Genomic DNA, 21520 nt, shown 5'->3' with positions numbered 1-21520 from the left:
TTCGTTCACGACTGCGGGGCTCGCAAGCTCACTCCTCGCGCTCACCGAGCTGGCCTTTCGTTCGCGGCTGCGGGGCTCGCAAGCTCACTCCTCGCGCTCACCGGTCCTCCCCCGTGCGGAGGTGGGTGGCGGTGAGCCGACGCCGCATGGTCACCGAGACGGCGGCGCTGAACGCCAACGCCAGGGCCAGCAGGCCGACGCCGGTGGCCAGCACCGGCAGCCAGTCGACGTTCAGCAGTGGCGGTGGATCGGGCCGGTCGGCGGACGGGGTGAGGACGACCAGCGGCGCCATCGTCGCCGCGACGCCGACCCCGACGCCCAGCCCGACCAGTACGCCCATCCCGGCGAGCAACGACTGCTCGGCCAGCAGGGACCGGGCCACCAGGCGGTGTCCCGCGCCGAGGGTGTGCAACACCGCGAGTTCGGCGGCCCGGCGTCGGGCGGTGGCGCTGACATCCACCGCGATGCCGACGGCGGCGAGGAGCACGGCGGCGAGCGCCGCGCCGAACAACGCGCCGCGCGCCCCCACCCCGAACGGGTCGCGGGCCAGCTCGGCGGCGACGTCCTCACGGCTCAGCACGCTCAGCCCACCGAACGCCAGGGCCGCCGCGCCCACCTGCTCGGCCTGCCCGGGCTCGGTGGACAGCCACCACTCCTGCGGCGTACGGAGCAGACCGCTGTCGTGGAACAGCCGCGCGCTCAGCGACGGCAGGTCGACCAGCAGGGCGGCGTCCTCGGCGTCACCGGGCAGCGCCGACACGGTGCCGACCACGGTCACGTCGACGTCGGCGCCACCGAGGAACAACCGGGTCTGCGCGCCGGCGTCGACCCGCAGGGCGGCGAGGGCCTGCGGGGTGGCCACCACGGGCACCCGTCCCTCGGCGGGCCGGGTGATACCCAGCTGTACCAGCGACGGTCGGCCGTACCAGCCCTCGGACTGGGGGCGGACGTAGCGGGCGTGCAGGGCGCCACCGGTCACGGTGGGTGTGGCCACCGGACCATCGCGGCCCAGCAGCCGCCACGGTTTCCCGCCGGTCAGGTCGATCGGCGTGCCGGCCGAGGCATCCGAGCTGGCCCGCAGGTCGGACAGCCGCCAGTCCAGGGTCATTCCCGGTGAGCCGACGGTCTCGGCGGTGAACCCGGCCAGCCGCCACGGGCCGCCCACGGCCGGCAGGTCGACGGAGAAGCGCAGGGTTTCCCGGTCGCGGCTGGTGCCCAACGGCAGCCGCCGGTGGGCGTCGCGGGGGCCCACGAGCACCGCCTGGTGGCGTACCGAGCCGCTGACCTCGTACCCGTCGGCGCGGGTGAGCAGGCGACCGGTCAGCCGCCGGGTGTCGGCGGGCAGTGTGGTGGCCGGGGTCTGGACCCGTCCTTCGGTGAGGGTGTCGAACAGCTGACCGGTGGACCCGCCGGCCAGGTCGGCGCGGACACGGACCACGTCCCGGGCGGCGTCGGCGTCCACCGCCAGCATGGTGGCCGGTTCGGCGGCCGGCCCGAGGCGCACGCTGTCCCGCCAGACCGGCCGGACCGCCTGGGTGCCGGCCAGGCCGGCGACCTGTTCGGCCCGGCCGTCCGGAGCGGTGTTGTTGACCTCGGTCAGCCGCAGGTCGGCGCCGACGCGGTGGGCGGCCTGGTCCCGCAGGGACCGGTCGGAGGTGCTGGCGAGGGACCAGGCGAGGGTGCCGACCGCGACGGCGAGGGCGAGCAGCAGCACCGGTCCGGCGTGCGGGCGTCGGCCGGCCTGCCAGGTGCCGAGGATGGTGGCGGTCCACGGTCGACGGTCCAGCCACCGTTCGGCGAGGCGGATCAGCGGCGGCAGCAGCCGCAACGCCAGCACCGCCCCGGCCAGCACACCCAGCGTGGGTGCGGCGGCCAGCAGCGGGTCGACGCCCAGGTCCCCGCCACGGGAACGCGACAGCGGGGAGGAGTAGCGGCTGAGCTGGTACCAGGCGAGTACGGCCAGACCGACCAGGAGGAGGTCCAGCCCGGCCCGCTGCACCATGCCCCGGCGGCTGGGTCGGGACCGGCTGGCCAGGTCGGCGACGTAGCTGTCCCCGCGACGCAGGCTCGGTCCGATCATCGCCAGCGCACAGCCGAGGGCGGCGGCACCCGCCACCAGCCACACCACCGCATCGGGTGTGTGGTCCGCCGGCAGCGAGATCGCGGCGAGCCCGGGTAGCCGGTCGGCGAAGCCGAGCAACTCGGCGGCGAGCAGCGGGGCGAGGCCGGCGGCGGGCAGCACCACCAGGGTGGCTTCCCGGGCGGTCAGCCCGGCCAACTGCCAGCGGGCGGCGCCCCGGGCGCGCAGCAGGGCGGTCTCACCCCGACGGTGCTCGGTGAGCAGCACGGCCACCAGCAGCAGCGCGTACCCGCCGAGCACCACCACCAGCAGCATCGGGGTGACCAGCGCGGACCGGCCGACGAGGGTGGCCTGTTGCAGCCGTTGCACCAGCGCACCGAGGTCGCTGGTGGCCAGCGCCGAGTCCCCGAGACCGGCCGCGGCCGGGGTGCTGGTGGTGATCTGGCGCGCGGCCGTGGCCAGCCGGTCCAGGGCGGCGCCGGTGCCCACCCCGGACAGGTCCGGTTCGACGAGCCAACCGGCGGAGGCGTTGGCCAGGAAGTGGGCGGTGAAGTCGTCCTGGGCCACCACCATCGGACCGTACGTGGCCGCCTGCGGTAGCGAACCGGTCGCCGTCTCCGGGGCGAGCCGCCAGTACGCGGCGTCGGGGTCCAGGGGCGTGAAGACACCCACCACGCTCACCTCGGTGACCCGGTCGGTCAGCCCGTCGGTGATCGGAATCCGGTCACCGACACCCACCCTCAGGGTGGCCGCCGCGGCGGCGGCCAGCGCGGTCTGGACGCGTCCCGCATGGGGTTGCGGCCAGGCACCGTCGACGAGTCGGGCGTGTGTGGGCAGGTCGTCGAGGAAAATCACCGAGGCGTACGTGGTGCCGGTGCGGTCGGCGACGGCGTCGCCGATGTCGCCGCGCAACTGCCGGCCGGCGGCGTATCCGGCGGTGCTGACCCGGGCGGGTAGCCCGTCCAGGTCGGCCTCGACGTGTTCGCGCAGCGCGGTGTCGCGTTCCCGCAACGCCTCGACGGTACGCCCGGCGGACGCCCGCACGAGGACCGACCGTTCCTGCGCGGTGGCTGCGCTCAGCACGTTGCGGGTGCCGGAGTCGACGACGTCCCGGCTGTACGCGGCCAGCCCGGTGAGGGCCACCGTCGCCACCAGTGCCGCTCCGGCGGCGGCGAGCAGCAGTCCCTTCGTCGCGCGGGCACGCCGCAACGCGAACCTCATCCGTCCTGTACCCCCGCTGCGTCGCGGGCCGCTGTGGCCCGTGGTCGATGTCGTTACGCAACACAAGGGGCGGGGCCCGGGAAAAGGTTCGCAGCAGTGATCGTTTCGTTATCCGGGCCGGGTGCGGGCGCCCGGCCGGGCCGTCAGCTGCCGGCGGCGGTGGGGCCCAGGTCGCCGCTGCGGTGGTGGCGCCGGCACAGCACCTGGTAGCGCACGTCGGCGCTGTCGACGGTGTCGCCGATGACGACCTGCTCACCTTCGCGGACCACCCGCCCGCCGGCGACCCGGGCGTTGAGCAGCCCTTCACGTCCGCACCAGCAGAGCACCTCGACCTGGATCCGGGCTACCGAGTCGGCCAGTTCGAACAGCCGCTGGGCGGCGGGGAACAGGCAGGACCGGAAGTCGGTGGCCAGACCGAAGGCGTACACGTCGACGTCGTAGCTGTCGACCAGTTCGGCCATCTGCTCGACGTGTTCCACCGAGTAGAAGCTGGCCTCGTCGCAGATCAGGTAGTCCACCCGTACCCCGTCGGCCCAGGCGTCGCGGACCAGGGCCCGCAGGTCCAACTCGTCGGTGACCTCGGTGGCCTCGTGGGCCAGGCCGATGCGGGTGGTGACCTGCGGGCCGAGGGAACGGTCGATGCGAGTGGTGACCAGGCCCCGGCGGCCCTGCCGGGAGTGGTTGTAGTTCATCTGCAGGGCCATCGTGGACTTGCCGCAGTCCATCGGCCCCCAGTAGAACCGCAACGCGGCGGCGTGCGCCGGCCGCCCGTCGACGCCACGGGCGGCGACACACCCGGCCGGGGTGTCGCCCGACCCGGCCAGCGCGGGTCGGGACAAACAGGTCGGTACGGCGTCAGCGGGGCTCGTCACGGACGGGCAGCCTAGCCGATCGGCGGCGACCAGCCGATTACCGCCGGGCCTGTGGTGTGGGTCAGAGCACCCGTGGCGGGGTGTTTCCGGCCGCGATGATCGCCCGACGCATCGGTACCGCCAACAGCAGCAGGAAGCCGACCACGAAGAAGATCAGCAGCGACACCAGGCCCACCCGGTAGGAGCTGGTCAGCTGGAACACCAGGCCGAACGCCGCCGGGCCGAGCCAACTGGTGCCCTTGTCGCTGATCTCGTAGAAGCCGTAGTACTCGCCTTCCTTGCCGGCCGGAATCAGCTGGCTGAACAGGGACCGGCTCAGCGCCTGGCTGCCGCCCAGCACCAGACCGATGGCCGCGCCGAGGACCATGAACGGCACCGGCGCCTCGGCCGGCAGCCGGAACGCCGCGACGATCACCGCGGTCCACAGCACCAGGCTCAGCAGCACCGTCTTCCACGCGCCGATGCGTGCGGCCAGGCCGCCGAGCCCCAACGCGCCACCGAAGGCCAGGAACTGCACCAGCAGGATCGTCACGATCATCGTGCTCTGCCCGAGCCCCAACTCCTCGGTGCCGTAGACGCTGGCCAGGGTGATGACGGTCTGGATGCCGTCGTTGTAGACCAGGAACGCCAGCAGGAAGAACAACGTCAACGGGTACGCCTTGACCTCCCGCAGGGTGCGGCCGAGTTGCCGGAACCCGTCGAGTAGCACGTTGCCCCGGTCACCGGCGGCCAACGCCGCGGCGGTGGGGTGTTCACGCAGCCAGCGCAGCGGGAACAGGGTGAACGCCGCCCACCACACGCCGGCCGAGACGATCGACCAGCGGGCCAGGTCGAGGGTCCGCTCGGGGGTGCCGTCGCCGAACGACTGCACCACGACCAGGTTCAGTGCCAGCAGCAGGCCACCACCGAGGTAGCCCAACGCCCAGCCCCGGCTGGAGATGCCGTCGCGTTCGTCCGGCCCGCCCAGTTGCGGCAGGAACGAGTTGTACACCACGATCGCCGCGCCGAAGGCGATGTTCGCGACCATGAACAACGCGCCGCCGAGCAGGTACCGGTCACCGGTGACGAAGACCATCCCGATGGTGGCGAACGCCCCGGTGAACGCGGCGCCGGCCAGCAGCCGCTTCTTGTGCAACGACCGGTCGGAGATCGCCCCGATCACCGGCAACACGAAGACGGTCAGAAACACCGACGCCGAGATCAGGAACGGGAAGTACGAGCCGACGGCGACCTTGATGCCCAGCGGGTAGACGTACCCGGCGCAGTCCGCGTCGGGGGCACACCCGGCGGCCATCTTGGCCACGCTGGTCAGGTACGGCCCGAGGAACACCACGACGACGGTGGTCTGGAAGGCCGAGTTGGCCCAGTCGTAGAGGTACCAGCCGGTGCGTTCACGACGGGTGCTGGTGGGGGGTGGGGTGTCGTCCTGCGCGGCGGGGGTCACCGTCTCGGCCATGTGGGGGTCCTTTGCCCGGGTTGCTCAGGCGGCCCAGTGGCCGCGGCTGCGGTAGACGTCGCGCAGCACGCCGACGTGATCGGTCATGATGCCATCAACCCCAAGATCAAGTAACTCGTGCATCTCGGCAGGTTCGTCGATCGTCCAGACATGCACCTGCAACCCCAGCCGGTGCGCCGTCCGCAGGAACCGACGGTCCACCACCGGCAGCCGACCGAAGCGCACCGGCACCTGCGCGGCCACCACCGACGGCGGCAGCCGCAGCCGCCGCCCGGTCAGCGACGCCCACCGCAGCCGCACCACCCCCCGCACGCCGAGGCTGGTCGCCACCCGCCCGTGGGTCAGCGCACGTAGCTTGGCCAGCCGGGCGTCGCTGAACGAGGCGAGCAGCACCCGCTCGCCGGCTCCGGCCCGGCCGACGGTGGCCACCGTCGGCGCCACCGCACGGTCGGACTTGACGTCGATGTTGAACCGCACCTGCGGCCACGCGTCGAGCACCTCGTCGAGGCGGGGCACCACCGCGGCACCACCGACCCGCACCGAGGCCAACTCGGCCCAGCGCAGCTCGGCCACCCGACCGCGCTGGCCGGTGACCCGCCGCAGCGTGTCGTCGTGGAACACCACGGCCACCCCGTCGGCGGTGGCCTGCACGTCGGTCTCCACGTACCGGTAGCCGAGGTCGATCGCGCGGGCGAAGGCCGCCGTGGTGTTCTCGTCGCCGGCGGCGGCACCGCCGCGGTGCGCGAACGCCAGCGGTGTCGACGCGTCGAGGTAACGGGGACCGGGTGGCACGCAGCGCAGTATGCCCGGCCCCGGTGACCTGCCGGTGACCGGGACGTGGCGAACCACCCGCCCGGTCGCCCGGACGCGGACCACCGAGATCGACTGTGCTATCCACGTCCCATGACCGACCACCAGGACCCGCCCTCGGCGAGCACCGTGACCGACATTCGTGCGCACCGGCTGATCTACGGGTGCATGGGGCTGGGCGGAGGGTGGGACCGGCAGCCCTACGGCGCACCGGAGATCGCCGCCGCCGAGGCGGCGATCGAGGCCGCCCTGGAGATCGGCATCACCGCCTTCGACCACGCCGACATCTACCGCCACGGCAAGTCCGAGGCGGTCTTCGGTGAGGTCCTGTCCCGTACGCCGGGCCTGCGCTCGCGCATCCTGCTGCAGACCAAGTGCGGCATCCACCTGCCCGAGGACGGCCGGCCGGGCTTCTACGACCTGCGCGGCACGCACATCGTGCGCAGCGTGGAGCAGAGCCTGACCCGGCTGCGCACCGACGTGATCGACGTGCTGCTGCTGCACCGGCCGGATCCGCTGGCCGACCCCGAGGACGTCGCGCAGGCCCTCGCGTCGCTGCACCGGCAGGGCCTGGTGCGGCACTTCGGCGTGTCGAACATGGCCGCCGCACAGGTGGCCCACCTACAGGCCCACCTGGACCTGCCCCTGGTGGTCAACCAGTTGCAGATGAGCCTGGCCGACCGGGACTGGCTGGAGGCCGGCGTCCTGGTCAACACCCGGCCCGCCGCCACGCTCGGCTTCCCCCTCGGCACCGTCGAGCACTGCCAGCGCAACCGGATCGGGGTGCAGGCCTGGGGGCCGCTGGCCGGTGGACGTTTCACCGGCGCCGGACAGACCCCGGCGGAGCACGCCACGACCGAGCACGTCGCCGCGCTCGCGCACCGCCACGGCACCACCCCGGAGGCGATCATGCTGTGGTGGCTGCGACGGCACCCGGCGCGGATCGCGCCGGTGATCGGCACCGCCCGCCCCGAGCGCATCCGCGCCTGCGGCGACGCGGTACGCCGCGAGCCCGAACTGACCCACGAGCAGTGGTACGAGCTGTGGCTCACCGCCCGCGGCGAAGCCCTGCCATGATCGGTTACGGCGCGCCGTCGGTCAGCCGGCGGCGGGCCGGCGCCGGTGCGAACGGCTGGTGTCGACCGGCCGACCCGGATCGACGTACCGGGGGCGGTCGGGCTCGTCCGGTCGCAGCGGCGCGAGGGTGTCGGTCAGCGCGTCGATGATCCGGTCGGTGGCCGTCCGAGCGGCACCGGGCACACCGTGGCCCAGGCCGCTGAGGTCCACCGGCGCACCGAAGTGCACCCGTACCGTCGGGCGGCGCAGCAGCGCGCGGACCACCCCACCGAGCAGCCCCCGGGGCGCGCGGTAGGGGAGTACCTCGTGTGAGCCCCACTGGGCGACCGGGATGACCGGCGCACCGCAGGCCAGGGCGAGCCGGGCGGTGCCGGTCTTGCCGCGTTCGGGCCACATCCCCGGGTCCAGACCGATGCGCCCCTCCGGATAGACCAGCACAGCCGCGCCGCCGGCGGCGGCCGAGGCGGCGTCGTCCAGGGCCCGGTGTACGCCACTGGTGCCCCGGTCCACCCGGATGTGCCCGGCCCGGCGCATCGCGGTGCCGATCAGCGGGGCGCGGAACAGCCCGCCGGTGGCCATGATCCGGGGCGCGATCCGACGCTCCCGGCAGGCGGCGGCGAGCACGATCGGGTCGAACGGGCTGATGTGGTTGGCGGCCAGGATCAGTGGCCCGCCACGCAGCGCGGCCGGCACGTCGCCGGTGACCTCCAGCCGGGCCAGCACTCCGACGACCAGGCGGGCGAGCAACTGCGCGAACCGCCAGATCAGCGGCGGCTGCCAGGGGGAGTAGACCGTGTCCATCAGCGGCTCATGGTCGCACGCCCGGCACCGGAGACGACGGTCAGGGCGGGCCCTCCGCCAGAGGTGATCAGGGTCATTGGTCCCGGGGCGCTTCGGGTTGCCCGCCTCTGCACAACGTCGTACGACGAGTTGTAGTATTTACTACGTCTTGTAGTACGAGCGCCTGGGGGTCGCAGGTGGACGCGTTGGACGTCGCCCGCTGGCAGTTCGGTGTCACCACCGTCTACCACTTTCTCTTCGTACCACTGACCATCGGCCTGTCCGTCCTGGTCGCCATCCTGCAAACCCTCTGGCACCGCACCGGAGACGAGAAGTACCTCAAGCTCACCAAGTTCTACGGCAAACTCTTCCTGATCAACTTCGCGATGGGTGTGGTCACCGGCATCGTGCAGGAATTCCAGTTCGGCATGAACTGGAGCGACTACTCCCGCTTCGTCGGCGACATCTTCGGCGCGCCCCTGGCCATCGAGGCCCTGGTCGCCTTCTTCCTCGAATCCACCTTCATCGGCCTATGGATCTTCGGCTGGGACCGACTGCCCAAACGCCTGCACCTGGCCAGCATCTGGGCCGCCGCCATCGGCACCAACCTGTCGGCCTACTTCATCCTCGCCGCCAACTCGTTCATGCAGAACCCCGTCGGCTACTGGGTCAACCCGGAAACCGGCCGCGCCGAACTGACCGACTTCGTCGCCGTCCTCACCAACAAGGTCGCCCTGATCACCTTCCCGCACACCATCGCCGGCGCCTTCCTCGTCGCCGGATCCCTGCTCGTGGCCGTCGCCCTGTGGCACCTGATCCGCAACCGCGACAGCCCCGACACCCCCGCCTACCGGTTCGCCGCGAAATTCGGCTCCTGGGTCACCCTGGTCTCCGCCGCGATCGTCGTCATCACCGGCGACATCCAAGGCAAGATCATGACCCAGGTGCAGCCGATGAAGATGGCCGCCGCCGAAGGGCTCTACACCACCGAGAGCCCCGCCTCGTTCTCCGTACTCACCGTCGGCAGCCTCGACGGCAGCCGCGAACTGTTCGCCATCAAGATCCCGTACCTGCTGTCGTACCTCGGCACCGGCGACCCCAACGGCACCGTGCACGGCATCAACGACCTCCAGGCCCTCTACACCGCCCAGTACGGCCCCGGCAGCTACACCCCGATCATCCCCGTCACCTACTGGAGCTTCCGCTTCATGATCGGCTTCGGGCTCGCCGCCGCCGCCATCGCCCTGCTCGTGCTCTGGACCCACCGCAAGGGCCGCACCCCACGCGGCAAATGGCTACTCCGCGCCGGCCTGGTCATGCCCGTCCTGCCGCTGCTGGCCAACTCCTTCGGCTGGATCTTCACCGAGATGGGCCGCCAACCCTGGATCGTCTTCGGCGAGATGCTCACCCGCGACGGCGTCTCCCGCAGCGTCTCCCTGGGCGAGGTCCTCACCAGCTTCGCCGCCTTCACCCTCATCTACGCCACCCTCGCCGTCATCGAGGTCAAACTCCTGATCCGCTACGCCAAGGCCGGCGTACCCGACGTCACGCCCGACCCGGAACCCGACGACACCGACGACGCCGACCGCCCGCTCGCCTTCGCCTACTGACCCGGAGCCCCACCGTGGAACTGACCACCATCTGGTTTCTCCTCGTCGCCGTGCTCTTCACCGGCTACTTCATCCTCGAAGGCTTCGACTTCGGCGTCGGCATGCTGCTGCCCGTCCTCGGCCGCGACGACCGCGAACGCCGCGTCATGATCAACACCATCGGGCCGGTCTGGGACGGCAACGAGGTCTGGCTCATCACCGCCGGCGGCGCCATGTTCGCCGCCTTCCCCGAGTGGTACGCCACCCTCTTCTCCGGCTTCTACCTACCCCTGCTGCTCATCCTGCTCGCCCTGATCGCCCGCGGCGTCGCCTTCGAATACCGCCACAAACGCCCCGAAGCCACCTGGAAACAACGCTGGGACAAGGCCATCTTCTTCGGCTCACTCATCCCCGCCATCCTGTGGGGCGTCGCCTTCGCCAACATCCTGCGCGGCGTACCCCTGGACGCCGACCACGAATACGTCGGCGGCCTGCTCAACCTGCTCAACCCGTACGCCCTGCTCGGCGGCGCCACCACCGCCGCCCTGTTCCTCACCCACGGCGCCGTGTTCATCGCCCTCAAGACCGTCGGCGACATCCGCCACCGCGCCGCCACCCTCGCCGTCCGCCTCGGCGTGGTCACCGCCGTGCTCGCGGTCGCGTTCCTCACCTGGACCCTGACCATCCGGTCCAGCACCGCCGCCGTCGTCCTCGCCGTCGGCGCCGCCCTCGCCCTGCTCGGCGGCCTCGCCGCCGCCAAGGTACGCCGCGAAGGCTGGGCCTTCACCGGCACCGCCGTCGCCATCGGCCTGGCCGTGGCCACCCTCTTCGCCGCCCTCTTCCCCAACGTGCTGCCCTCCACGCTGGACCCGGCCGGCACACTGACCGCCACCAACGCCGCCTCCACCCCCTACACCCTCAAGATCATGACCTGGGTGGCGGTCATCTTCACCCCCATCGTGCTCGCCTACCAGGGCTGGACCTACTGGGTGTTCCGCAAGCGCATCGGCGTCGCCCACATCCCGCAACACTGACCGCCGCCGGGCCGGGGACCACACACCCCGGCCCGATCCGGCACCATGACCCCATGCCTCACCTGCACACCCACACCTACGCCACCACCGTCACCTGGACCGGCAACCTCGGCACCGGCACCAGCGGCTACCGCGACTACCGCCGCGACCACGACATCACCGCCGACGGCCCCCCACCCATCCCCGGCAGCTCCGACCCCACCTTCCGCGGCGACCCCACCCGCTGGAACCCCGAACAACTCCTGCTCGCCGCCCTGTCCCAGTGCCACATGCTCGCCTACCTGCACCTCTGCGCCGACAACGGCATCGTCGTCACCGACTACGTCGACCACGCCACCGGCACCATGACCACCGACAACACCGGCAGCGGCCACTTCACCGAAGTCGTCCTGCACCCCCAGGTGACCGTCGCCGACCCCGACACCGCCGACACCGCCACCGCCCTGCACGACGACGCCCACCACCTCTGCTTCATCGCCAACTCGGTCAACTTCCCGGTCCACCACCAACCGACCACCCACACCTGAAGCACCCAAAAACCAGGGGCCCAGAGCGACACGCCCCGGGCCCCCAGCAACACCACACTCAACCCGCCTCGCGCAGATCCGCCAACCGGGCCTCGATCTCGGCCAACTCGGCCCGCAACTTCTCCGCCTGCCGCTCGGCCTCCGCCCGCTCCGCCGCCAGGATCTGCTCCACCGCCTCGTGCACCCCCGGCACGTCCACCAGCGCCACCATCCGCAGCGCCTCCGCCGGCTTCAACACGTACGGCTTCGCCAACACCTTGCTGCCCTGCTGCGCCGCCACCGTCCACTCGCCCTCGGCGTACGCCAACGTCACCGTCAAGCCCGCCGGCCCCTTCGGCTTCGCCGCCTTCACCGCCCGCCGCGCCGGCTTCGCCTCCACCGATTCCACCGTCTCCACCTTCGACTCCTCCTGAACCTTCGGCTCCTCCCGACGCGGCTGCGGCACCCGGTCCAACACGAACTCCGGCTCCGCCACCACCGGCTCGACCGGCACCGGCTCCACCTTCGACTCCGCCGGCCGCCGACCCGCCCCACGCGGCGCCACCGCCACATCAGCGGGGGAGAAGGGCAACTCGTCGCGCCCGAACCGCACCACCACGAACTCGTCGGACACCGACGGATCGGTCAACTCGACCACCTGCCCCAACTGCCCGGCGATCTGACCCGCCGCCGCCGTGAACACCACCTTCGGTTTACGACCCGCGGCCAACGCCTCCCGGATGCCACGTACCTCGTCCTCGGACAAACCCTGGCCAGCGGCACCCATCACACAACCTCTCCTCGTACACGTGTTCAACCGCCTGCCTTGATACCAGCCGCCGCCGACAACCCGATGATCAGCCCCCCAACGCCCGCAACGCCCGATCCGCATGATCGTTCATGCCCAGCTCACTGTGCACCACCTCGACGACCCGCCGATCCGTCCCGATCACGAACGTCATCCGCCGCATACTCAACGGCCCCAACGGCAACCGCCGCCGCACCCCGAACTGATCCGCCACCACACCATCCGGATCCGACAACAACGGAAAATCGAACCCGTTCCGCCGCGAGAACTCCGCCTGCCGCGCCACCGAGTCCCGACTAATCCCGACCCGCTGCGCCCCCACCGCCGCGAACTCCGCCGCCAGATCCCGAAAATGACAACTCTCCGCCGTGCACCCCCGCGTCATCGCCGCCGGATAGAAGAACAACACCACCGGCCCCCGCGCCAGAAACTCCGACAACCGCCGCACCTGGCCCGTCTCGTCCGGCAACTCGAAATCCTCGACCAGCTCACCGACCCGTACACCCGCCACCAGCACTCCTCAATCGACACCTGCGACAGCAAGCGAACAACGCCGTGTGCTCGACCACACCGCGCTGCCCGCCGCACCGACCGCCACGGTAACGTCGCCGCCAGCAGCCGGGACAGGGGAGAGGGCCAATGACACCCGTCACCGTCATCACCGGAGGCAGCCGCGGCATCGGCGCCGCCACCGCCCGCCGCCTCGCCGCCGCCGGCCACCACCTCGCCCTCGGCTACCGCCGCGACCACACCACCGCCGACACCCTCACCGCCGAACTGCGCGCCACCGGCGTACGCGCCATCGCCGTACCCGCCGACACCCGCGACCCCGACCAGGTCACCGCCCTCTTCGACGCCGCCGCCGAACTCGGCCCCATCACCGGACTGGTCAACAACGCCGGCATCACCAGCCCCATCGGCCCCTTCACCGACCTACGCCTCGACGACGTACGCGAAGTCATCGACGTCAACCTCATCGGCTACATCCTCTGCGCCCAACAGGCCGCCCACCGGATGACCCACGGCGCCGCCATCGTCAACGTCTCCTCCGTCGCCGCCACCCTCGGCAGCCCAGGGGAGTACGTCCACTACGCCGCCGTCAAAGCCGCCACCGACGCCCTCACCATCGGCCTGGCCAAGGAACTCGCCCCACACGGCATCCGGGTCAACGCCGTCGCCCCCGGCATCATCCGCACCGACATCCACGCCCTGTCCGGCCAACCCGACCGACCCGACCGCGCCGCCGCCCGCATCCCACTCGGCCGACCCGGCGAACCCGACGAAGTCGCCGCCGCCATCACCTGGCTACTCAGCCCCGACGCCTCCTACACCACCGGCGCCGTCCTCCGCGTCGGCGGCGGCCTCTGACATGCCCCTGCTGACACCCCCGGCCCTGCCACCCGGCACCCTCGGTCACCAGCCCCAACCCGACATCAACGGCGCCGGCCTGCGACTACGCCCGTGGCAACCGACCGACCGGCCCGCCGTACTCGCCGCCTACGCCGACCCCGCCATCCAACGCTGGCACTGCCGCACCATGAACGACGACGAGGCCCACACCTGGCTCACCACCTGGACCCACCGCTGGCACGCCGAAACCGGCGCCGGCTGGGCCATCACCGACCCCACCGGCGTCCTCGGCCAGATCAACCTGCGCCGACTCGACCTCGCCGACGGCATCGCCGAAGTGTCCTACTGGGTCCTACCAGCCGCCCGCGGCCACCACGTCGCCACCCGCGCCCTGACCACCCTCACCACCTGGTGTTTCACCACCGGCCTACACCGTCTCGAACTCAACCACTCGACCGCCAACCCGGCCTCGTGCCGCGTCGCCCAACACGCCGGCTACCCCGCCGAGGGCACGGCCCGCCGCGAAGGCCACCACGCCGACGGCTGGCACGACACCCACCGGCACGCCCGCCTCCGCACCGACCCGCCGCCGACACCACACCGCCGGCAGTACGCCCCCGGCGGGTGACATCGGATCGATCCGACGTCACCCGCCAGCCAGCGACTCACTCGAAGAACTGCACTCCTGTAGCGTCGATAATTGACATTATGTCAAGTTGGGCGATCGTGGCCCTCCTCGATCGCGCGAGGGGCGGCCGCCCGGTCCGGCCGGCGGCGGTCAGGGACGCAGGCCCCGGCGCTTGACCGCGCCGACGAACGCCACCCAACTCTGCGTGTCCAGTACGAGGATCGGGCCGCCCTGGTCCTTCGAGTCACGAAGACCAACCGACCGTGCCGTCACCGCCACCTCGACACATTCGGCGTTTCCATTCAGGCTGCGGCTACTTTTGCGCCACATCGCACCGTCGAACTCACGGCTCATGTCGCCCTCCCCATCGATCAGGCTCAAGCGGGAGCGTAGCTCTCAGCAAGGTCACGCCGGGGGCCGACGGGGGCCCGCAGTGGGGCCACTCCCCTCTGTTGTCAGGGAACCCGAAAAAGCTGCATAATATGCCTTATGCATGACAAATCGGGTGATTCGCTCGCGGAGCTGGTCGGGGAGTTTCTGACCGCACGTGCCACCCGCAAGCCCTCCCCCCACACCCAGCAGGCGTACCGGCGGGATCTTCTCACCGTGGGCACGCTCGCCGCGGAGTTGGCCACTCCTCCCCTCCCCCTCGCCGATCTTCGGATCGGAGCGCTCTCCCCCGGGTTGCTGCGGGCGGCGTTCGCCCGGTTCGCCGCTGACCGGGCCGCCGCCTCGGTCGGGCGTGCGTGGTCGACCTGGAACAGCTTCTTCACGTTCCTGGTGGCCGAGCAGGTGGTGCCCGGTAACCCGATGCCGGCGGTCGGGCGTCCCCGTACGCCGCTCCCCCAGCCGAAGCCGCTGCGGGGCGAGGACACGCCGGAGCAGTTGCTCGCCTCGGCGGCGCGGGGTGAGGGGCGCCAGCGTGATCCGTGGCCGGAGCGGGATGTGGCGGTGCTGGCGTTGGCGCTGTGTGCGGGGTTGCGGCTGTCGGAGCTGCTGGCGTTGCGGGTCGGTTCGTTGGCCGGTCGGCCGGGTGAGCGTCGGGTGGAGGTTGCCGGCAAGGGTGGGCGGCCTCGGGTGTTGCCGGTGGAGCCGGGTCTGGACGAGGTGCTGTCGGCCTATCTGGACAGTCGGGTACGCCGGTTCGGTGCCCGTACGGTGCGACCGGACTCGCCGTTGCTGGTGGATCGGCGGGGTGAGCCGCTGCGGCGGGGTGGGTTGCAGTATCTGGTGGAGTCCTGTTACCGGCGGGCCGGGATCGGTGACCGGGTGCCACGTGGGGCGCGGCTGCACGCGTTGCGGCACACGTTCGCGACGCGGTTGGCGGAGGACGGTGCGGGGGCGGCGGAGATCATGCGGCTGTTGGGGCATGCGTCGCTGGCGTCGTCGCAGACGTACATCGAGGTGACGGCGGGTCAGCAGCGGGAGGCGGTGCGGGCCAACCGGACGAACCGGGCGCTGGTCGGGTTGGTGCGGTCTCAGGCCGGTTGAGCGTTGAGGATCGCTGGCAGGACCGTGGCGATGGTGGTGGTGGGGTCGAAGGTCGGGTCGGGGTTGGCGAGTTGGTTGTTGAGTAGGCCGTCGATGAGGGCGAGGAGTAGGCGCAGGGCGGTGGTGGGGTGCTGGGCGCCGAGGGCGGCCAGCAGTGGGGTGGCCCAGGCGGCGAGGTCCTGCTGGCGGTGGGCGATCTGTTGTTGCAGGGCGGGTTGGTGGGCGGCTTCGGTGAAGATGGCGAGCCGGGCGAGGGTGAGGGTGCGGCCGGTGGTGGTGAGGTGGTGTACGAGTGTGCCGAGGGCGGTGGCGAAGGTGTCGGGGGCGATGTGGTCGAGGTGGGCGGCGAGTTGGTTCCAGCCGGTGGTTTCGGCGTCGAGGATGCGGGTGAGGACGCCGGCGAGGAGGGCTTCGCGGGTGCGGTAGCGGTTGGAGGTGGAGCCGGCGGGTAGGGCGGCCTGCTCGTCGACGGCGCGGTGGGTGAGGTGGCGGGTGCCGCGGGTGCCGAGGACGGTGATGGCGGCGTCGAGGAGGTGTTGTTGGCGGGCGTCCACGGGCCGACACTACAGCAGTAGTTTTTTGGACTACACATGTAGTACGGTCGGTGGATGAGACGTTCAGCGGCCGTCATCGGAGGCGGCGTGGGTGGGCTGGCGGTGGCCATCGGGTTGCTGCGGGCGGGCTGGTCGGTGACGGTCTTCGAGCGGGCCACGGGGTTGCCCGAGACCGGCACCGGGCTGGGGATCTGGCCGTCGGCGTTGCGGGCGCTGGACCAGCTCGGAGTGGGCCCGGTGGCGCGCGACCGTGGTCACGCGCAACCGGGCGGGGCGATGCGGCGGCCCGACGGGTCGGTGGTCGCCACGCTGGATGTGGATCGGATCCGGCGGCGCCACGGTGAGGGGGTGTTGCTGCTGTCGCGTCCGGTGTTGCTGGGTTTGCTGGCGGAGGCGTTGCCGGCGGGTACGGTGCGGTTCGCTTCACCGGTGACCGATGTGGCGGCGTTGGCCGACGGGTACGACGTGGTGGTGGGTGCCGACGGGATCCGCAGCGCGACCCGGGTGTCGATGTTCGGTGACCGGTATCCGTTGCGGTACGCGGGGATGACGGCGTGGCGGGGCACGGTGTCGTTGGAGTTGCTGGCCGGTGGTGAGACCTGGGGGCGGGGCCGCAAGTTCGGGTTGACGCCGCAGGGGCCGGGGATGACGAACTGGTACGCGGCGGTGGCCACCCGGCCGGGGTACCAGCCACCTGAGGGCGATCTGGCGGCGCTGCGCGGGTGGTTCGGTGACTGGCACGATCCGGTGCCGACGGTGCTGGGGCGGCTCGACCCGGCCGGGTTGTTGCGTCATGACGTGCAGTTCCTGCCGGCGTTGCCGTCGTACGTGCGGGGGCGGCTGGTGTTGCTGGGTGACGCGGCGCATGCGATGACCCCGGATCTGGGGCAGGGTGCCTGTCAGGCGTTGATCGACGCGGTGGTGTTGGCGCAGGCGTTGGCGGCGGAGCCGGACGTGGCGTCGGCGTTGGCGCGCTACGACGGGTTGCGGCGTGGGCCGACGCAGCGGATGGCGGCGATGGCCACGTGGGCGGGTCGGTTGGCGCAGGTGCGCCGGTTCACCGGGGTGCGTGACGCCGCGCTGCGGATGGCGTTGGCGTTCGGTCCGCCGGGTTGAGCGGTGGGGTCTATTGGCGGGTGAGGACGGTGGTCTCGGGCGATCCTGGCGCGCTGAGGGTCAGTTTGTCGCCGAGCAGGTTGAGTTTGCCGTCGAAGGAGGTGCGAAAGAGTCCGCAGTCCATCTCCAGGACGTACACGGATCGGCCTGGGGAGCTGACGCGTCCCGGGCAGTTCCAGTTCGGGTCGGCGATGGCGAAGGTGCCGTCGGGGCGGATGGTGAGGCTGCCGTTGTTGGGTGGTGGTCCGGTCCAGGTGCCGGAGATTTTGTCCAGGCGGGCGCCTTCGGTGAGGCCGGCCTGGGGCAGCACCAGTTTGACCAGCAGTGTGGTGCTGATGGTCAGCAGGATGACGGCGACGGCGGCGATCAGGACGATGGCGCCGGTGTTCGGCTGCGGGTGTCGTGGTGGCGGGCCGGGGGTCGGGTCGGTGCTGGGCGCCGGTGGGGTGTGGGTGGTGTTCGGGCGGTAGGCGTGCGGCAGGTTGCGGGTGAGTTGGTCGACCAGGTGTCGCAGTTCGGCGGCGAAGTGCTGGTCGGCTTCGGCTTCGGCGGCTACGGCCTGGGTGGCGTCTCTGCGGGCGGTGGTGGCCGTCGGCTGGTTTTCCAGTTCTTTGAGGAGGCGGGCGCCGATGACGGAGGCGTCGAGTTTCCGGGCGATGCTGCGGTAGAGGTGGTCGACGGTGGTGTCGGTGCGGGTGGTGGTGCCGGCGGCGATGCGGTCCGCTACGGCGGCCACGGCCGTGTGGACGACCTGGGCCAGTTCCAACGTCTCACCCCGTTTGTCGAGTCGATCGAATCTTGGTCAGATGGCCCACTGTCGATGACTCGGTGTGTGCAGTCAATACCCGGTTGGTGAGGTTCGGCGTGGTATTCGCCGAGAATCGGGCGGATCTGCCGGACCAGCGCTGATGGTCCTCCCGCAGGCCGGCGGTCTGGTTCTGGGGCAGGCGGGCGTAGCGTTGTGGGGATGCGGATCGGCGAGTTGTCCAGGCGTACGGGCGTGAGTCCGCGTTCGCTGCGGTACTACGAGGAGCAGGGCCTGCTGACCAGCTCACGCTCCGAGTCCGGGCAGCGGCACTATTCCGACGCCGAGGTGCTGCGGGTGTCGCTCATCCGGCAACTGTTCGGCGCGGGCATGTCCAGCCGGGTGATCGCGAGTGTGCTGCCGTGCGTGGAGACTCCCAGTGACCCGGGCGTCGTCGAGCTGGCGTTCGCGACGATGACGCGCGAGCGTGACCGGATCGACGCCGACATCGTGCACCTGATGGAGACCCGGGATGCGCTCGACGTGCTGATCAAGGCGAACGGTCGGCATCAGGCAGAGCTGTCCCGTGGCCCGGAACCGGTGACCCGGGCGTCCTGATGCTGTGACCTGTGCCTCAGCCGGTTGCCTCTGACATCGGTGTGAGCGATGAGGATGGCCGCAGCGCCCCGGAAGCACCGGGGTCGGTCACCCGGGAGGCGGCAGCAGATGGGGCAGGCGTGGGGTTTCCGCAGGTACGGCGGGCCCGAGGTGCAGGAGTTCTTCGATCGTCCCGATCCCGTACCCGGTCGCGGTGAGGTGCTGATCCGGGTCGACGTCGCCGGGGTGAATCCCCTCGACCACCTGCTGCGTTCGGGTCTGGTCTCCGGGCTCGACGGTGGGCGTCCGTTCCCCCGCGTGCTGGGCATGGAGGCGGCGGGATCCGTTCTCGCCCGGGGCGAGGACGTCGACGGGCTCGAGGTGGGTGACGCGGTCTTCGGCTTCGCCCTCACCGGTGGCGGCACCTACGCGGAGACGACGGTGCTGTCCGCGCCGCACACCGCGCGCATCCCGGCGGGCCTGTCCGCGACGGTGGCGGCAACGTTGCCGGTGGCCGGGACGACCGCGGTGGATGCGCTCGACCAGCTCGGCCTCCCGGCCGGTGCGACGGTCCTGGTCAACGGGGTCGGGGGTGGGGTCGGCCTCGCCGTCGCCCGGCTGGCTGTCGGGCGTGGGCTGCGGGTGGTCGGCACCGGGAGTGCCGGCAAGCGGGAGTACGCCGAGGCCGTCGGGGTGCGGTTCGTCGACTATTCGGCCGGGGATGTCGTCGCCGCGGCGCGGGAGTTGTTCGCGGACGGCTTCGACGGGATCGTCGACCTGGTCGGCGGCGCCTCGTTGCGGACGGTCGTCCCGCTGGTCCGGGATCCCCGCAACGTGATCGCCGTGGGTGATGTGTCGGTGTCGGAGCTCGGTGGGCGTTTCGTGGAGCGTCGCCTCGACCGGGAGAGCCTGGAGCGGGCCGCCCGGCTGGCCCTGGACGGCGTTCTCGCGCCTGTGGTCACTGCGGTCCATCCGCTTGCCGACGCCCCGGCGGCCCTCACCACCGTCGAGAACGGTCACGCCGTGGGCAAGGTTGTCCTCACCTCAGCCGAGGTCGACCAGTAGGGGCCGGTGGTCGGAGATGGTCGACAGGGGGGTCCGTACGGCGGTGACCGGGGGTAGCTGGTCGAAGCGTTGCCGGTCGGCGAGGGCGTGGTCGAGTTGGACGCGGGGTGCGCCGGCCGGGTAGGTGGGTCGGCGGCCGAGCAGGTGCCAGCGGGAGGTCAGGCGGGCGGCCCAGGCCGGCAGGTTGAGGTCGCCGAGCAGGATCCGTGGGGCGGGCAGGGTGCGGACGGCGCGGACGACCTGGCGGAGTTGGCGGATGTTCCAGCCGGGCACGAAGGACAGGTGGGTGGCGGCGACGGTGAGTGGGCCGTGTGGGGTGTCGAGTACGGCGGCGAGCACGACGCGGGGTTCGTCGCGGAGCAGGATCAGTCCGCCGCCGGGGCCGGGCACGTAGACCGGGGAGCGTACCGGGGCGGGGCGCAGCCGGGTGACCTGCCAGGCGGTGACGGGGTGACGGGAGACCAGGCCGACGCCGTAGCAGGGTTCGCCGTGGCCGTCGTCGTCGTGGGTGAGGGGGCGGAAGGCTTCGCCGGGGGTGCCGACCACGGCGGCGGCGAAGCGGTGTTCGGGGGCGCCGAGGGCGCGGGCGGCGATGGCGGTGAGGTCGAGGTTGCCGCTGCGGCTCTGGTCGCGGTCGACTTCCTGCAGGGCGAGCACGTCGGCGTCGAGGGCGGTGACGGCGGCGGTGAGGCGGTCCGGGTCGACCAGTCCGTCGGTCAGGGACCGTCCGTGTAGCAGGTTGAACGTGGCCAGGCGCACGGTGTCACCTTAGCGACGCTGGTGGCACAGTTTCGGTAATGGTGAAGGGTCTGTTCTGTTCGATGCTGCTGTTCTTGGCGGTGGGTGCGGTCGGGATCTGGGTGCGGCGGCTGCGGGGCCGGTGAGGCTGGCCACAGCAGGCCGTGCCGGGCGTGCTGGGCTGGGCAGAATGCGGCGCGTGGAGTTGGATCCGTTGACCGTCGGGACGCTGCTGGCCGTTGCCGCGATGGCTGGTTGGGTGGATGCGGTGGTGGGCGGTGGCGGCTTGCTGCTGTTGCCGGCGTTGCTGGTGGCGGCGCCGGGGATGCCGCCGGCCACCGCGTTGGGGACGAACAAGTTGGCGGCGATCGCGGGGACGTCGACGGCGGCGGTGACCTTCGCCCGCCGTACGAAGATCGACTGGGCGGTGGCGGGGCCGGCGGGTGCCTTGGCGGTGGTCTGTGCGGGGCTGGGTGCGGCGTTGGCGGGGGCGGTGCCGGCGTCGGCGTACCGGCCGGTGGTGTTGGTGGTGCTGCTGTCGGTGGCGCTGTTCGTGGTGTTGCGGCCCCAGCTGGGGGTGTTGGCGGTGCCGCAGCGGCGTACCCGGGTGCGGATGGTGGTGGCGGTGCTGGTGGCCGGGGTGGGTATCGCCACCTATGACGGGTTGATCGGCCCGGGCACGGGGACGTTTCTGGTGGTGGCGTTCACCGCGCTGGTGGGGGCGGATTTCCTGCACGGTTCGGCGATGGCGAAGGTGGTGAACGCGGGCACGAACGCGGGGGCGTTGGCGGTGTTCGCGGTGACCGGGCACGTGTGGTGGCTGCTCGGTGCGGCGATGGCGGTGTGCAACATCGCCGGCGCGATGGTGGGGGCGCGGATGGCGTTGCGTCGGGGCGCCGGGTTCGTGCGGGGGGTGCTGTTGGTGGTGGTGTTGGCCTTGGTGGCGAAGCTGGGGTACGACCAGTGGCTGGCCGGCTGACCGGGGCATCGACTCCTGTGTGAT

22 protein-coding genes are annotated in these 21520 nt (G+C 71.6%); 11 read left to right on the top strand and 11 right to left on the bottom strand.

Annotation, left to right across the window (positions count from 1 at the left end):
- Positions 1 to 97: 97 nt before the first annotated feature.
- The 4 genes from E0H26_RS00860 to E0H26_RS00845 all read right to left on the bottom strand — a co-directional run bounded on the left by E0H26_RS00860 (position 98) and on the right by E0H26_RS00845 (position 6421).
- Positions 98 to 3301: an FtsX-like permease family protein gene (locus E0H26_RS00860; protein WP_131299573.1), complete on the bottom strand. Its 3204-nt coding sequence runs from the start codon at positions 3299 to 3301 to the stop codon at positions 98 to 100.
- 143 nt (positions 3302 to 3444) lie between these two features.
- Complete coding sequence (locus tag E0H26_RS00855) at positions 3445 to 4173, bottom strand: thymidine kinase (RefSeq protein ID WP_131299570.1); 729 nt, start codon at positions 4171 to 4173, stop codon at positions 3445 to 3447.
- A gap of 61 nt (positions 4174 to 4234) precedes the next feature.
- Positions 4235 to 5629 (bottom strand): MFS transporter, encoded by a 1395-nt coding sequence (locus tag E0H26_RS00850; protein ID WP_131299566.1) that lies wholly within the window; start codon positions 5627 to 5629, stop codon positions 4235 to 4237.
- Between the two features lie 24 nt (positions 5630 to 5653).
- On the bottom strand, positions 5654 to 6421 hold the full coding sequence (locus E0H26_RS00845; RefSeq protein ID WP_131299563.1) for a glycerophosphodiester phosphodiesterase family protein: 768 nt from the start codon (positions 6419 to 6421) through the stop codon (positions 5654 to 5656).
- A gap of 111 nt (positions 6422 to 6532) precedes the next feature.
- Here E0H26_RS00845 and E0H26_RS00840 point away from each other — a divergent pair, with 111 nt between their 5' ends.
- Positions 6533 to 7516: an aldo/keto reductase gene (locus tag E0H26_RS00840; protein WP_206024787.1), complete on the top strand. Its 984-nt coding sequence runs from the start codon at positions 6533 to 6535 to the stop codon at positions 7514 to 7516.
- 21 nt (positions 7517 to 7537) lie between these two features.
- On the opposite strand, the gene E0H26_RS00835 is transcribed toward E0H26_RS00840, so the two are convergent.
- Positions 7538 to 8317 (bottom strand): lysophospholipid acyltransferase family protein, encoded by a 780-nt coding sequence (locus E0H26_RS00835; RefSeq protein ID WP_131299560.1) that lies wholly within the window; start codon positions 8315 to 8317, stop codon positions 7538 to 7540.
- A 176-nt stretch (positions 8318 to 8493) separates the two neighbouring features.
- On the opposite strand from E0H26_RS00835, the gene E0H26_RS00830 reads away from it, so the two are divergent.
- From E0H26_RS00830 to E0H26_RS00820, 3 genes are read left to right on the top strand one after another with little or no spacing between them, the layout of a single operon-like run.
- Complete coding sequence (locus E0H26_RS00830; RefSeq protein WP_131299556.1) at positions 8494 to 9906, top strand: cytochrome ubiquinol oxidase subunit I; 1413 nt, start codon at positions 8494 to 8496, stop codon at positions 9904 to 9906.
- Between the two features lie 14 nt (positions 9907 to 9920).
- Complete coding sequence (gene cydB / locus E0H26_RS00825; RefSeq protein WP_131299553.1) at positions 9921 to 10919, top strand: cytochrome d ubiquinol oxidase subunit II; 999 nt, start codon at positions 9921 to 9923, stop codon at positions 10917 to 10919.
- Between the two features lie 53 nt (positions 10920 to 10972).
- On the top strand, positions 10973 to 11446 hold the full coding sequence (locus tag E0H26_RS00820; protein ID WP_131299550.1) for an OsmC family protein: 474 nt from the start codon (positions 10973 to 10975) through the stop codon (positions 11444 to 11446).
- Positions 11447 to 11504: 58 nt separating this feature from the next.
- Here the strand turns inward: E0H26_RS00820 and E0H26_RS00815 are convergent, their stop codons facing one another.
- Both E0H26_RS00815 and E0H26_RS00810 read right to left on the bottom strand, forming a co-directional pair.
- Positions 11505 to 12212, bottom strand: a complete 708-nt coding sequence (locus E0H26_RS00815) for a hypothetical protein (RefSeq protein ID WP_131299547.1) — start codon at positions 12210 to 12212, stop codon at positions 11505 to 11507.
- A 70-nt stretch (positions 12213 to 12282) separates the two neighbouring features.
- A complete protein-coding gene (locus tag E0H26_RS00810; RefSeq protein WP_131299544.1) occupies positions 12283 to 12744 on the bottom strand; it encodes a peroxiredoxin in 462 nt (153 codons plus the stop codon).
- Positions 12745 to 12872: 128 nt separating this feature from the next.
- Between E0H26_RS00810 and E0H26_RS00805 the strand changes: the two genes are divergently transcribed.
- Both E0H26_RS00805 and E0H26_RS00800 read left to right on the top strand, forming a co-directional pair.
- Complete coding sequence (locus tag E0H26_RS00805) at positions 12873 to 13601, top strand: SDR family oxidoreductase (protein WP_131299541.1); 729 nt, start codon at positions 12873 to 12875, stop codon at positions 13599 to 13601.
- A gap of 1 nt (position 13602) precedes the next feature.
- Positions 13603 to 14211 carry a GNAT family N-acetyltransferase gene (locus tag E0H26_RS00800; RefSeq protein WP_131299538.1) on the top strand — a complete coding sequence of 203 codons (609 nt, stop codon included), beginning with the start codon at positions 13603 to 13605 and terminating at the stop codon, positions 14209 to 14211.
- 150 nt (positions 14212 to 14361) lie between these two features.
- On the opposite strand, the gene E0H26_RS00795 is transcribed toward E0H26_RS00800, so the two are convergent.
- Positions 14362 to 14565 carry a DUF397 domain-containing protein gene (locus tag E0H26_RS00795; RefSeq protein WP_131299535.1) on the bottom strand — a complete coding sequence of 68 codons (204 nt, stop codon included), beginning with the start codon at positions 14563 to 14565 and terminating at the stop codon, positions 14362 to 14364.
- 135 nt (positions 14566 to 14700) lie between these two features.
- Here E0H26_RS00795 and E0H26_RS00790 point away from each other — a divergent pair, with 135 nt between their 5' ends.
- Entirely contained in the window at positions 14701 to 15702 is a 1002-nt protein-coding gene (locus tag E0H26_RS00790) for a tyrosine-type recombinase/integrase (protein ID WP_131299532.1), read from the top strand.
- Here E0H26_RS00790 and E0H26_RS00785 read toward each other — a convergent pair.
- Positions 15690 to 16256, bottom strand: a complete 567-nt coding sequence (locus tag E0H26_RS00785) for a TetR/AcrR family transcriptional regulator (protein WP_131299529.1) — start codon at positions 16254 to 16256, stop codon at positions 15690 to 15692. The two genes, E0H26_RS00790 and E0H26_RS00785, sit on opposite strands and share 13 nt — an antisense overlap.
- Positions 16257 to 16310: 54 nt before the next feature.
- Between E0H26_RS00785 and E0H26_RS00780 the strand changes: the two genes are divergently transcribed.
- Entirely contained in the window at positions 16311 to 17372 is a 1062-nt protein-coding gene (locus E0H26_RS00780) for an FAD-dependent monooxygenase (RefSeq protein ID WP_131299526.1), read from the top strand.
- Between the two features lie 10 nt (positions 17373 to 17382).
- Here E0H26_RS00780 and E0H26_RS00775 read toward each other — a convergent pair whose 3' ends face one another.
- On the bottom strand, positions 17383 to 18138 hold the full coding sequence (locus E0H26_RS00775; protein WP_131299523.1) for a hypothetical protein: 756 nt from the start codon (positions 18136 to 18138) through the stop codon (positions 17383 to 17385).
- A gap of 201 nt (positions 18139 to 18339) precedes the next feature.
- On the opposite strand from E0H26_RS00775, the gene E0H26_RS00770 reads away from it, so the two are divergent.
- Positions 18340 to 18735 (top strand): MerR family transcriptional regulator, encoded by a 396-nt coding sequence (locus E0H26_RS00770; RefSeq protein ID WP_131299520.1) that lies wholly within the window; start codon positions 18340 to 18342, stop codon positions 18733 to 18735.
- Between the two features lie 108 nt (positions 18736 to 18843).
- A complete protein-coding gene (locus E0H26_RS00765) occupies positions 18844 to 19779 on the top strand; it encodes an NADP-dependent oxidoreductase (RefSeq protein WP_131299517.1) in 936 nt (311 codons plus the stop codon).
- Here the strand turns inward: E0H26_RS00765 and E0H26_RS00760 are convergent.
- Positions 19759 to 20538, bottom strand: coding sequence for an endonuclease/exonuclease/phosphatase family protein (locus E0H26_RS00760; RefSeq protein WP_131299514.1), 780 nt, complete (start codon positions 20536 to 20538; stop codon positions 19759 to 19761). The two genes, E0H26_RS00765 and E0H26_RS00760, sit on opposite strands and share 21 nt — an antisense overlap.
- Before the next feature lie 178 nt (positions 20539 to 20716).
- Between E0H26_RS00760 and E0H26_RS00755 the strand changes: the two genes are divergently transcribed.
- Positions 20717 to 21496 (top strand): TSUP family transporter, encoded by a 780-nt coding sequence (locus tag E0H26_RS00755; RefSeq protein ID WP_276320371.1) that lies wholly within the window; start codon positions 20717 to 20719, stop codon positions 21494 to 21496.
- The last annotated feature ends 24 nt before the right edge of the window (positions 21497 to 21520 follow it).

The sequence above is a fragment of the Micromonospora zingiberis genome (assembly GCF_004331455.1).
Lineage (GTDB): Bacteria > Actinomycetota > Actinomycetes > Mycobacteriales > Micromonosporaceae > Micromonospora > Micromonospora zingiberis.
Note: the sequence above shows the minus strand (reverse complement) of the source record. Positions and strands in the feature narration are given on the sequence as shown.

What these genes read in the sequence shown, in the direction of transcription:
- E0H26_RS00805 (WP_131299541.1), top strand. Translation starts at nt 12,873, where the DNA reads ATGACACCCGTCACCGTCATCACCGGAGGCAGCCGCGGCATCGGCGCC.
- E0H26_RS00790 (WP_131299532.1), top strand. Translation starts at nt 14,701, where the DNA reads ATGCATGACAAATCGGGTGATTCGCTCGCGGAGCTGGTCGGGGAGTTT.
- E0H26_RS00820 (WP_131299550.1), top strand. Translation starts at nt 10,973, where the DNA reads ATGCCTCACCTGCACACCCACACCTACGCCACCACCGTCACCTGGACC.
- E0H26_RS00770 (WP_131299520.1), top strand. Translation starts at nt 18,340, where the DNA reads ATGCGGATCGGCGAGTTGTCCAGGCGTACGGGCGTGAGTCCGCGTTCG.
- E0H26_RS00800 (WP_131299538.1), top strand. Translation starts at nt 13,603, where the DNA reads ATGCCCCTGCTGACACCCCCGGCCCTGCCACCCGGCACCCTCGGTCAC.
- E0H26_RS00815 (WP_131299547.1), bottom strand. Translation starts at nt 12,212, where the DNA reads ATGGGTGCCGCTGGCCAGGGTTTGTCCGAGGACGAGGTACGTGGCATC.
- E0H26_RS00840 (WP_206024787.1), top strand. Translation starts at nt 6,533, where the DNA reads ATGACCGACCACCAGGACCCGCCCTCGGCGAGCACCGTGACCGACATT.
- E0H26_RS00860 (WP_131299573.1), bottom strand. Translation starts at nt 3,301, where the DNA reads ATGAGGTTCGCGTTGCGGCGTGCCCGCGCGACGAAGGGACTGCTGCTC.
- E0H26_RS00795 (WP_131299535.1), bottom strand. Translation starts at nt 14,565, where the DNA reads ATGAGCCGTGAGTTCGACGGTGCGATGTGGCGCAAAAGTAGCCGCAGC.
- E0H26_RS00835 (WP_131299560.1), bottom strand. Translation starts at nt 8,317, where the DNA reads ATGGACACGGTCTACTCCCCCTGGCAGCCGCCGCTGATCTGGCGGTTC.
- E0H26_RS00780 (WP_131299526.1), top strand. Translation starts at nt 16,311, where the DNA reads ATGAGACGTTCAGCGGCCGTCATCGGAGGCGGCGTGGGTGGGCTGGCG.
- E0H26_RS00850 (WP_131299566.1), bottom strand. Translation starts at nt 5,629, where the DNA reads ATGGCCGAGACGGTGACCCCCGCCGCGCAGGACGACACCCCACCCCCC.
- E0H26_RS00765 (WP_131299517.1), top strand. Translation starts at nt 18,844, where the DNA reads ATGGGGCAGGCGTGGGGTTTCCGCAGGTACGGCGGGCCCGAGGTGCAG.